We start from the raw sequence: 10194 nt of genomic DNA on the forward strand, positions 1-10194 counted from the left end.
GCTGCCACCGCGGCGCTGCTGCGCTCCCTCGCCGGGGCCCCGGGCCCGGGGGGGGTGTGCCGGGCACGCCCCCCGGCCCCCCGCCCGGGGGCGGCCGCCCGGGGCCCCGCCCGCCCCGGAGGGCGCGCGGGGCCCTTGGTACCCTTCCGGGGCCAGTCGTACCACCTAGGTGGTCAGGGAATCCGGTGCGAATCCGGAGCTGACGCGCAGCGGTGTGGGGGACGGGCGGGGTACACGAGCCACTGGGGCACGCGCGCGGACGGAAGCGCCCGCGCGCACCGCCCTGGGAAGGCACCCCGTCCGGAGGAACCCGAGTCCGAAGACCTGCTGGCCCCTCCGCGTCGAGTGCGCGGAGGCGCATCCATGCCAGGCTCCGCGTTCGAGTCCCGACACCTGAGGCATACCCATGTCGCGCCACGTCCTCCTGTCCTCCGCACTCCCCTCCCTCGCCCTCCTGCTCGCCCCCGTCCTCGCCCTCACCGCCTGCGGCCCGCAGGGCGACCGGGGCGGTGACGGCACCGAAGCGGCCGCCGGATCCGGTTACCCCCGCACCGTCGACAACTGCGGCCACGAGGTCACCCTCGACGCGCCCCCGCAGCGGGCGGTCTCCCTCAACCAGGGCACCACCGAGATCCTCCTCTCCCTGGGCCTGGAGGACCGGGTGGTCGGCACCGCCACCTGGACCGACCCGATCATGGAGGGTCTGGAGGAGGCCAACGGGGACATCCCGCGGCTGGCCGAGAACAACCCCTCCTTCGAGCGGGTCCTGGAGGCCGAGCCCGACCTCGTGACCGCGTCCTTCGTCTCCACACTCGGCGCCGGCGGGGTCGCCACCCGCGAACAGTTCGAGGAGCTGGGCGTGCCCTCGTACGTCTCCCCGACCGACTGCGCCGCGGGCAAGGACAACGAGGGCGGCGGGGACGGCTCCCGGAGCGAGCCGCTCACCCTGGACGCCGTCTACGGCGAGATCCACGACCTGGCCGAGATCTTCGGCGTGGAGGAACGCGGGGAGGAGCTCGTCGGGGAGCTCCGGGACCGGGTGGACGCCGCGACCGAGGACCTGGAGGTCGAGGACGTCTCCCTCATGTACTGGTTCGCCAACGCGCAGTCGCCCTACCTCGCGGGCTGCTGCGGCGCCCCCGGCGCCATCACCGGCGCCGTCGGCGCGCAGAACGCCTTCGACGACACCCACAGCGAATGGCCCCAGATCAACTGGGAGACCGTCGCGGACCGCGACCCCGACGTCATCGTGCTCGGCGACCTGACCCGCGACTCCCAGACCGCGGAGAGCGCGGCGGCCAAGATCGAGTTCCTGGAGGACAACCCGGCCACCCGCAACCTCACCGCCGTGCGGGAGGAGCGGTACGTCCTGCTCAGCGGCCAGGCGATGAACCCCTCGATCCGCACGGTCGAGGGCATCGAACTGGTCGCCGACGGCCTGCGCGAGCTCGGGTACGCCCGTTGAGCGGTGCGCGCCCGGCGCTGCTCGTCACCTCCGGCCTGCTGCTCCTCGGCCTGTCGGTCTCGGTCGCCGTCACCATCGGGCCCGCCGACCTCACCCCCGCCGAGGTCTGGAGGTCGGCCGCCGCCCGGTTCGGGTGGGGCGAGAGCCCCCTGACGCGGTTGCGCGAGGGCATCGTGTGGAACCTGCGCATGCCCCGCACCCTGCTCGCCGCGGTCTGCGGGGCCGGTCTGGCCGTGTGCGGCGCGGTCATGCAGTCCCTGCTCCGCAACCCGCTGGCGGACCCCTTCGTGCTCGGGGTCTCCTCCGGCGCCTCCACCGGGGCGGTCCTCGTGACCGTGCTCGGCTGGGGCGCCGGAGCGGTCTCGCTCCCGGCGGGGGCCTTCGCGGGCGCCCTGCTCTCCTTCGGCATGGTGATGCTGCTCAGCCACAGCCTCGGCGGGAGCATGGACCGCGTCGTGCTGTCCGGGGTCGCGGCCATGCAGCTGTTCTCGGCGCTGACCTCGTTCATCGTGCTGACCTCGGCGGACGCCGACACCACGCGCGCGGTGCTGTTCTGGCTGCTGGGCTCCCTCGGCGGCGCCGGATGGACCGACGTGCTCCTGTGCGCCGCGGTGCTGTGCCTCGTGCTCGCCGTCTGCCTCGCCCACACCACCACCCTGGACGCCTTCGCCTTCGGCGAGGAGGCCGCGGCGAACCTGGGCGTCCGGGTGGGCCGGGCCCGCGTGCTGCTGCTGAGCGCCACCGCGCTGCTCACGGCGGTGCTGGTCAGCTCCACGGGCGCGATCGGGTTCGTGGGCCTGGTCCTGCCGCACGCCGCACGGGCCCTCACCGGTTCCTCCCACGCCCGGCTGCTGCCGGTCACCGCGCTGGCGGGGGCGGTCTTCCTGGTGTGGGTGGACACGGTCGCCCGGACCGCGCTGGACCCGCAGGAGATCCCGGTGGGGGTGGTCACCTCCCTCATCGGGGTGCCCGCCTTCGTCGCCGTGCTGTACCGAGTGAGGAGGAAGACGTGAACCACCCAGTCCGGGCCCCGGGGGAGGGGCTGCGCGCCGACCGGGTCAGCCTCGGGATCGGGGGCCGTCTCGTGCTCGACGGCGTCACCCTCGCCACCCGCCCCGGTGAGACCGTCGGCCTGCTGGGACCCAACGGGTCGGGCAAGTCCACCCTGCTGCGGCTGCTCGCCGGGGTGCTCGCCCCCTCCGCCGGGGCGGTCACCCTGGACGGCCGGCCGCTGGACCGGGTCGGCCGCCGGGCCGTGGCACGGCGGGTGGCCACCGTCCAGCAGCAGGCGCACACCCAGACCGAGCTGACGGTCCGCGAGGTGGTGGCCCTGGGACGCATCCCGCACCGCCGGTCCTGGACTCCCATGACCCCGGCCGACCTGGAGGCCGTGGCGCGGGCGCTGGAGCGCACCGGACTGGCGGACCGGGCCGACCAGTCCTGGCACACCCTGTCCGGCGGCGAACGCCAGCGCGCCCAGATCGCCCGGGCCCTGGCCCAGGAACCCGGTGAGCTCCTGCTCGACGAACCCACCAACCACCTCGACATCCAGTACCAGCTCGACCTGATGGAGCTGGTCACGGGCCTGCCGGTGACCACCGTGATCGCCCTGCACGACCTCAACCTGGCGGCGATGTACTGCGACCGCCTGGTCGTGCTCCGGGACGGCCGGGCGGTCGCCGGGGGCACGCCCTCCGAGGTCCTGACCTCCGACCTCATCGGAGAGGTGTACGGGGTCCCGGCCGAGGTCACCCCGGGGGCCGACGGCCCGGTGGTCCGCTTCCTGCGCCGGGGCGCCGTCCCCCCGGGGCGGGCCGACCGCTCCTGACGTCCCCGCCGGGACCGGAGGAGGGGCTCCCGGCTACAGTGTGAATCCTTTGCCCGTGGTACAGGAACCCGGTGAGATTCCGGGGCGGTTCCGCCACTGTGACACCCCGACGAGGGGTGCAGCCAGACACTGGCCCGGGCAGTCCGACCGCCGACGGGGCGAGAACCCCGAGGGAGGAGCCCGGCCATGACGGTCCGGATCGCTCTGCTGTCCACGTCCGACACCGACCTGCTGTCCGCGCGGGCCAGCGGCGCCGCCTACCTGTGGGCCAACCCGTCCCGCGCCTCCGACGCCGAACTCACCGCCGCCGTCGGGCGCGCCGACCTCGTGGTGGTGCGCCTGCTGGGCTCCTCGCACGACCTGTGGCCCGGTCTGGCCGCCGTCCGCGAGCGGGGCACGCCCCTGGTGGTCCTCAGCGGCGAGCAGCAGCCCAGCGCCGAGCTCATGGAGCACTCCACCGTGCCCATCGGGGTGGCGACCGAGGCCCACCGCTATTTGGCCGAGGGCGGTCCGGCCAACCTCGGCCGCCTGCACGCCTTCCTGTCGGACACCGTGCTGCTGACCGGGGAGGGGTTCGAGCCCCCGTCGGCGCTCCCGCCGTGGGGCTTCGCCGAGCGCGAGCTGCCGCACGGCCAGGGCCTCCCCGAGGTGGGCATCCTCTACTACCGGGCCCACGAGGCGGGCGGCAACACCGCGTTCGCGCACGCCCTGGCCGACGCCGTCGACGCGACCGGCCGGGCCGTGGGCGTCCCCGTCTTCGCCGGGTCGCTGCGCTCGGCCCCCGACGACCTCTACGAGGCGCTCGGCGGCTTCGACGCCCTGGTGGTCACGGTCCTCGCGGCGGGCGGCAGCGTGCCCGCGTCCGCGAGCGCGGGCGGCGACGACGAGGCCTGGGACGTGGAGCGCATGGCCGCCCTGGACGTCCCCGTCCTCCAGGGCCTGTGCCTGACCAGCTCACGCGCGGACTGGGAGGGTTCCGACGACGGGGTCACCCCGCTCGACTCGGCCACCCAGATCGCCATCCCCGAGTTCGACGGCCGCATCATCACGGTGCCGTTCTCCTTCAAGGAGATCGACAGCGACGGGCTGCCCCGCTACGTCGCCGACCCCGAGCGCTGCACGCGGCTGGCCGGGACCGCCGTCGCCCACGCCCGGCTCCGGCACGTGCCGCCCGCCGAGAAGCGGATCGCCGTGGTCCTGTCCGCCTATCCCACCAAGCACGCGCGCATCGGCAACGCCGTCGGGCTCGACACCCCCCGCTCCCTGGTGCGCCTGCTGCGCTGCCTGCGCCGGGAGGGCTACGACCTGGGCGCGCCCGACGCCCTTCCCGGCCTGGACCTGCCCGACGAGACTGAGGCGGGCGACGCCCTGATCCACGCCCTGATCGCGGCGGGCGGCCAGGACGAGGACTGGCTGACCTCCGTCCAGCTCACCGAGGCCCACGTGCGCATCACCCCCGAGCAGTACGCCGCCTGGACCCGGGACCTGGACCCGGCGCTGAAGGAGGCGATGACCGAGGCGTGGGGCGCCGCACCCGGCAAGCTGTACGTGAACGAACAGGGCGAACTCGTGCTGGCCGCCCTCCGGGCGGGCAACGTCGTCGTGCTGGTCCAGCCCCCGCGCGGTTTCGGCGAGAACCCGATCGCGATCTACCACGACCCCGACCTGGCCCCCAGCCACCACTACCTGGCGGCCTACCGATGGCTGGAGCACGGGTTCGGCGCGCACGCCGTCGTGCACCTGGGCAAGCACGGCTCCCTGGAGTGGCTGCCCGGGAAGAACGCCGCGCTCTCCGCCGGCTGCGCCACCGACGCGGCCCTGGGCGACCTCCCGCTGGTCTACCCGTTCCTGGTCAACGACCCGGGGGAGGGGGCCCAGGCCAAGCGCCGGGCCCACGCCACGGTCGTCGACCACCTCATCCCCCCGATGGCCCGGGCCGAGAGCTACGGCGACATCGCGCGCCTGGAACAGCTCCTGGACGAGCACGCCAACATCGCGGCGATGGACCCGGCCAAGCTGCCCGCGGTCCGCGGCGAGATCTGGGCCCTGATGCGCGCCGCCGAGATGCACCGCGACCTCGGTCTGGACGAGCGGCCCGACGACGAGGAGTTCGACGACTTCCTGCTGCACGTCGACGGCTGGCTGTGCGAGATCAAGGACACCCAGATCCGTGACGGCCTGCACGTGCTGGGGGCGGCGCCGGAGGGCACGGCCCGGGTGAACCTGGTCCTGTCCGTGCTCCGCGCCGCCCAGGTCTGGGGAGGCGTGGGCGGCGCGGTGCCAGGCCTGCGGGCCGCACTCGGCCTCAAGGAGGACGCGCCCACCCAGGAGGTCGACGCGGTGGAGGCGCTGGCCCGCGGCCTCGTCGAGCGCATGGAGGCCGCCGGATGGGACCCGGCGGCCGCGCAGAACCTGCACGACGACCCCGGGGTGCGCCGCGTCCTGGAGTTCGCCGCTGAGCAGGTCGTCCCCCGGCTGGCCCGCACCACCGACGAGATCGACCACGTCCTGCACGCCCTGAACGGCGGTTTCGTCCCGGCGGGTCCGTCCGGCTCCCCGCTGCGCGGACTGGTCAACGTGCTGCCGACCGGCCGCAACTTCTACACGGTCGACCCGCGCGCGGTCCCCTCCCGGCTCGCCTGGCAGACCGGCCAGGCCATGGCGGAGTCCCTGCTGCGCCGCCACCTGGACGAGACCGGCGCCTACCCGGAGTCGGTCGGCCTGTCGGTGTGGGGCACCTCCGCGATGCGCACCTCCGGCGACGACATCGCCGAGGTCCTGGCCCTGCTCGGGGTCCGGCCCGAGTGGGACGAGGCCTCCCGCCGGGTCGGCCGGCTCCACGTGGTGCCGCTGGAGGAGCTGGGGCGTCCGCGCATCGACGTCACGGTGCGCATCTCCGGCTTCTTCCGCGACGCCTTCCCGCACGTGGTCGCCATGCTGGACGACGCGGTCGGCCTCGTCGCCGGGCTCGACGAACCGGACGAACAGAACTACGTGCGCGCCCACACCAACGCCGACCTGGCCGAGCACGGCGACCGGCGCCGCGCCACCACCCGGATCTTCGGCTCCGCCCCCGGCTCCTACGGCGCGGGCATCCTCCAGGTCGTGGAGTCCGGCAACTGGCGCGACGACCGCGACCTCGCCGAGGTCTACACGGCCTGGGGCGGTTTCGCGTACGGCCGCGACCTCGCCGGCGTGCCCGCGGCCGACGACATGCGGACCAACTACCGCCGGATCAAGGTCGCCGCGAAGAACATCGACAGCGCCGAGCACGACATCGCCGACTCCGACGACTACTTCCAGTACCACGGCGGCATGATCGCCACCGTGCGTGCCCTCAGCGGGGCCGACCCCAAGGCCTACGTCGGCGACTCCACCTCGCCCGACGCGGTGCGCACACGCCCCCTGGCGGACGAGACCGCCCGCGTGTTCCGGGCCCGGGTGGTCAACCCCCGCTGGATCGCGGCCATGCGGCGGCACGGCTACAAGGGCGCCTTCGAGCTGGCCGCGACCGTCGACTACCTGTTCGGCTTCGACGCCACGGCCGGGGTCGTGCACGACTGGATGTACGAGAAGCTCGCCGCCGAGTACGTCCTGGACGCCGAGACCCAGGAGTTCCTGCGCCGCTCCAACCCCTGGGCGCTGCACGGCATCGTCGAGCGCCTGCACGAGGCCGCGCGGCGCGGGCTGTGGGCGGAGCCGGACCCGGCCACCCTGGAGGCCCTCACCGAGGTCTACCTGGAGGTCGAGGGGGACCTGGAGGAGCGGTCCGAATGAGGGTGCGGATCCTGGGGATCGGCATGGGCCCCCACCACGTCACCGGCGAGGTCGCCGAGGCCCTCCGGGACTGCGACTACGCGGTGGCCGTCGACAAGGGGGCGGACGACGGGCTGCTCGCCCTGCGCCGGGCCGTCTGCGACGCCTTCGGCGTCCCGCTGGCCACCGTGGCCGACCCCGAGCGCGACCGCGACGACCCCGCCGACTACCCGGCGGCGGTCGCCGACTGGCACGAGGCCCGCGTGGCCGCCTTCGAGCGGGTGCTCGGCGAGCGCGGCGGCACCGCGGCCCTCCTGGTCTGGGGCGACCCCTCGCTGTACGACTCCACCCTGCGGATCGTCGCGCGGATCGCCGAGCGCGGGAACGTCGGCGTGGACTACGACGTGCTGCCCGGGATCAGCGCGCCCCAGGTCCTGGCCGCCCGGCACCGGATCGTGCTGCACGGGGTCGGCCGCCCGGTGCACGTGACCCCGGCGCGGCGGCTGCGCGAGGCCGTCGACGCGGGGCAGAACAACATCCTCGTCATGCTCGGCGGACGGCACGGGTTCGAAGGCCTGGAGGACTGGTCCCTCTGGTGGGGGGCCAACCTGGGCGCCGACTCCGAGGAACTGGTCGCCGGACGCGTGGGCGAGGTACTGCCCGAGATCGCGGCGGCCCGCCGGAGGGCCAGGGAGAGGGCCGGCTGGATGATGGACACCGCGCTGCTGAGGAGGCCGGAGTGACAGGGCTCCTGGTCGCCGGGACCACCTCCGACGCGGGCAAGAGCGTGGTCACCACCGCCCTGTGCCGGGCCTTCGCCCGCCGGGGCGTGCGGGTGGCGCCGTACAAGGCGCAGAACATGTCCAACAACTCGATGGTCTGCCACGGCCCGGACGGGCGCCCGGCGGAGATCGGCCGCGCCCAGTGGGTGCAGGCGCTGGCCGCCCGCGCCCTCCCCGAACCCGCGATGAACCCGGTGCTGCTCAAACCGGGCAGCGACCGGCGCAGCCACGCCGTGCTGCTCGGCCACCCCGCCGGGGAGGTGTCCTCCTCCGACTGGGAGGCGGGGCGGCGCCACCTGGCCGAGGCCGCCCACGCCGCCTTCGACGACCTGTCCGCGCGCTACGACGTCGTCGTCGCCGAGGGCGCGGGCAGCCCCGCCGAGATCAACCTCCGCGCGGGCGATTACGTGAACATGGGCCTGGCCCGCCACGCGGGGATGCCCGTGGTTGTGGTCGGCGACATCGACCGGGGCGGGGTGTTCGCCGCGATGTACGGGACGGTGGCGCTGCTGGAGCCCGAGGACCAGGCCCTGATCGCCGGTTTCGCGGTCAACAAGTTCCGTGGCGACCACGCCCTGCTCCGGCCGGGGCTGGACGACCTCGAACGGATCACCGGCCGCCGGGTGTTCGGGACCCTGCCGTGGGACCCGGGGCTGTGGCTGGACTCCGAGGACGCCCTCGACCTGGAGGGACGGCGGGCCGACGGGGAGGCGGCGCTGCGGGTGGCGGTGGTGCGCCTGCCCCGGATCAGCAACTTCACCGACGTGGACGCGCTCGGCCTGGAACCCGGGCTCGACGTGGTCTTCGCCTCCGGTCCGCGCGACATCGCCGACGCCGACCTCGTGGTGCTGCCGGGCACCCGTTCCACCCTCGCCGACCTGGCCTGGCTGCGCTCGCGCGGACTGGACACGGCGATCACCGGACACGTCCGCCGCGGACGCCCGCTGCTCGGCGTCTGCGGCGGCTTCCAGATGCTCGGACACACCGTCACCGACCCCGAGGGGGTCGAGGCCGCACCCGGGGCGTCCGCCGAGGGGCTCGGCCTCCTCGACGTGCGCACCGAGTTCACCGCCGACAAGGTCCTCCGCCTGCCGGAGGGGGAGGCCCTGGGCGCGCCCGCGAGCGGTTACGAGATCCACCACGGCAGGATCACGGTGGGCGGGGGCGCGGAGGAGTTCCTGGGCGGGGCGCGTTCGGGCAACGTCTTCGGGACCATGTGGCACGGCAGCCTGGAGGGCGACGCCTTCCGGGCGGCCTTCCTCGCCCGGACACTGGGGTACGGGCCGTCCGGGACGGACTTCCCCGCGGCGCGCGAGCGGCGCATGGACCTGCTCGCCGACCTGGCGGAGCGGTACCTGGACGTCGACGCCCTGCTCGGGCTGGCCCTCGACGGGGCTCCCGCCGGTCTGCCGGTGCTCGGTCCGGGAGCCTCCCTCCCGTCACCCTCCACCACCCTCAACGGACGGCCTGCGGCCGCGGTGCCTCCCTCTTCGTCACCCTCCACCACCCTCGACGGACGCCCTCGGCGCAGCCCTTCTTCTGTGCGGCTCCTGCTCCTGGGGGGTACGTCCGAGGCCCGTGAACTGGCCGCCCTGCTGGTCGGGGCGGGCGTGGACGTGACCACGTCGCTGGCCGGCCGGGTGGCCCGGCCGCGCCTGCCGGTGGGGAAGGTGCGGATCGGCGGGTTCGGCGGAGTGCCCGGACTGCGCGCCGCCCTGGCCGACTACGACGCGGTCGTGGACGCCACCCACCCCTTCGCGCTCGGCATGACCGCCAACGCGGCCGCCGCCTGCACGGACCTGCCGCTGCTGCGGTTGGAGCGGCCGGGGTGGGAGCCCGACCCGGCCTGGCACCACGCCGACACCCACGAGGAGGCGGCTGAGCTGGCGGCCGGGCTCGGCGAGCGGCCGTTCGTGACGGTCGGCCGCCAGGAGCTGGCCCGCCTCGTGCCCGCCCTGGGCGGGCGCGCGGTCCTGGCCCGGGTGGTGGACGTGCCCGGACTCGAGCTCCCCGTCGCCTGGCGGCTGGTGACCAGCCGGGGACCGTACCGCCTCGACGGTGAGCTGGAGCTGATGGCCGGGCACCGGGCGGACGTGCTCGTCACGAAGGACTCCGGGGGAACCTACACCTGGCCGAAGATGGAGGCCGCCGCCCGGCTCGGCGCCCCGGTCGTGGTGGTGCGGCGCCCGCCCGGCCCCCGGGGCGTGCCCACCGTCCACGACGTGGCGGACGCCTTCGACTGGGTGACCGGCCTGGGCGGGTCCCCGCGGGAAGTCCCCCGGGTCAACCCCTGAGGGAGATGCGTGCCCGGGCGTCGGCCGGGCGGACACGGCCGGCTCCCCTCCCTGCGGCGTGACGGCGGG

At 74.9% G+C, this 10194-nt stretch carries 6 protein-coding genes, 1 pseudogene and 2 riboswitches; all 7 genes and pseudogenes read left to right on the top strand.

The window, feature by feature from the left end; genetic code table 11:
* Nucleotides 1-136: 136 nt before the first annotated feature.
* Nucleotides 137-347, top strand: a riboswitch (cobalamin riboswitch).
* A gap of 59 nt (nucleotides 348-406) precedes the next feature.
* The 7 genes and pseudogenes from ABZ234_RS08710 to ABZ234_RS08740 all read left to right on the top strand — a co-directional run bounded on the left by ABZ234_RS08710 (nucleotide 407) and on the right by ABZ234_RS08740 (nucleotide 10125).
* The gene (locus ABZ234_RS08710) at nucleotides 407-1465 is read left to right on the top strand and encodes an ABC transporter substrate-binding protein (protein ID WP_355011625.1); all 1059 of its coding nucleotides are present in this window, start codon (nucleotides 407-409) and stop codon (nucleotides 1463-1465) included.
* Complete coding sequence (locus ABZ234_RS08715) at nucleotides 1462-2478, top strand: iron chelate uptake ABC transporter family permease subunit (RefSeq protein ID WP_267946775.1); 1017 nt, start codon at nucleotides 1462-1464, stop codon at nucleotides 2476-2478. The genes ABZ234_RS08710 and ABZ234_RS08715 overlap by 4 nt, the downstream gene beginning before the upstream one ends.
* Nucleotides 2475-3293, top strand: a complete 819-nt coding sequence (locus tag ABZ234_RS08720) for an ABC transporter ATP-binding protein (RefSeq protein ID WP_355011626.1) — start codon at nucleotides 2475-2477, stop codon at nucleotides 3291-3293. Before ABZ234_RS08715 ends, ABZ234_RS08720 begins: the two co-directional genes overlap by 4 nt.
* Nucleotides 3294-3306: 13 nt before the next feature.
* Nucleotides 3307-3446: riboswitch (cobalamin riboswitch) on the top strand.
* Between the two features lie 33 nt (nucleotides 3447-3479).
* Entirely contained in the window at nucleotides 3480-7070 is a 3591-nt protein-coding gene (gene cobN, locus ABZ234_RS08725; protein ID WP_355011627.1) for a cobaltochelatase subunit CobN, read from the top strand.
* Entirely contained in the window at nucleotides 7067-7792 is a 726-nt protein-coding gene (gene cobF / locus ABZ234_RS08730; protein WP_355011628.1) for a precorrin-6A synthase (deacetylating), read from the top strand. The genes cobN and cobF overlap by 4 nt, the downstream gene beginning before the upstream one ends.
* A pseudogene (locus ABZ234_RS08735) lies at nucleotides 7789-9198 on the top strand (cobyric acid synthase); the annotation flags it as partial. The gene cobF and the pseudogene ABZ234_RS08735, both read left to right, overlap by 4 nt.
* 174 nt (nucleotides 9199-9372) lie before the next feature.
* Nucleotides 9373-10125, top strand: coding sequence for a cobalt-precorrin-6A reductase (locus ABZ234_RS08740; RefSeq protein ID WP_355011679.1), 753 nt, complete (start codon nucleotides 9373-9375; stop codon nucleotides 10123-10125).
* The last annotated feature ends 69 nt before the right edge of the window (nucleotides 10126-10194 follow it).

Source organism: Nocardiopsis sp. NPDC006198, assembly GCF_040613895.1.
In the GTDB taxonomy this organism is placed as follows: Bacteria; Actinomycetota; Actinomycetes; order Streptosporangiales; family Streptosporangiaceae; genus Nocardiopsis; species Nocardiopsis tropica.